This is a genomic window from Chthonomonas sp. (assembly GCF_035294505.1).
Lineage (GTDB): Bacteria > Armatimonadota > Chthonomonadetes > Chthonomonadales > Chthonomonadaceae > Chthonomonas.
This window is the reverse complement of record NZ_DATGKU010000216.1, coordinates 1-1,059: the sequence shown is the minus strand read 5'-3', so window position 1 is coordinate 1,059 and position 1,059 is coordinate 1. Positions and strand designations below refer to the sequence as shown.

The 1,059-nt window shown below is 58.4% G+C and carries 1 protein-coding gene; it reads left to right on the top strand.

The features are described 5' to 3' along the window. Positions 1-76 precede the first annotated feature (76 nt). The coding region (locus VKV18_RS13335) for a hypothetical protein (protein ID WP_324204682.1) at positions 77-1,059 on the top strand (983 nt) is incomplete at its 3' end.

Sequence of the window (1,059 nt, the reverse complement as noted above, 5' to 3'; positions counted from 1 at the left end):
ATGGATAGGGATGCGCGAAGACCTAGAGAATGCAATGCGTTTACGCTCGAATCGAAACCTATGAAAGGAGAAAGCTATGCGCTTTCAAACAGTTTGCCGTCGTGCGACTCTCACAGGTCTCGCGACTGTTACAGGTGCCTTGATGCTTTGGGGTTGCGGAGGTGGGGGTGGCGGAAGCTTGGGCGGCCCGACCCCAGGAGCGGTTACACAGACCATCAATCCGGCCGGTGGCAGCATGAATGTCACGCAAGGGAAGGCGACCTACACATTCAACTTTCCTGCCGGGGCGGTTTCAGGGCCGACGCAGGTGTCGATCACTCCGTTGGATGCCAACTCCGTGCCTTCGTTTACCAAAGCGGCCGGATTAGGCCGTTTTACGCCTAATGCGGGCAACCAGTACGTGGGGGCCTTCAAACTGACGGTAGGCACCTCCGGTTTCTCGCAATTCGCGCAGCCGGTATCCATTAGCGCCACAGGGTTATCCGGCATTCCGGCCGGCACCTCGCTGAACTTGGCGATGTTTCAGAGCAGCGGTGGCAACAGTGGGCAATGGGTAGACATAGGAACCTTCCTGGTGGGTAATAACGGCGCCCTTACCCAACAGCCGCCCTCCGTTGCTCTGCCAGGGGTAACGGTGCCTGGCACGCTGCTTATCTATCAGCCTGCCGCGGGAACGAGCACCGCCTACGCCAACTATGGGGTGGCGATCCTTGCCGATGAGCATAGCGGAGGCAAAGGCTTGCAGATCGTGCAGTTCATTCAGAACAGCGCCTACCTTACCAGCCCGGTGGTAACCAACCTTCCGGTGGCCAATGCCAATGACTTAGACGGCCAAGCCTTAACGCCGGACGGTTCGCAAGGGGTGCTGGTAGATGGAGGCAACACGGTGCGCTTCTTCTCCGGCATTCAGCTCGGTGCGCCCACGGTGTCTACAAACACCTTAGACATTTCCAACTATGGCGGCGATGGCGATTCCATCGCGATCATGCCTAATGGAGATACGGCGGTGGTGTCGGGCGACTCCAGTTCGCAGTTGCTGGTGGTATCCGGCATCGTTTC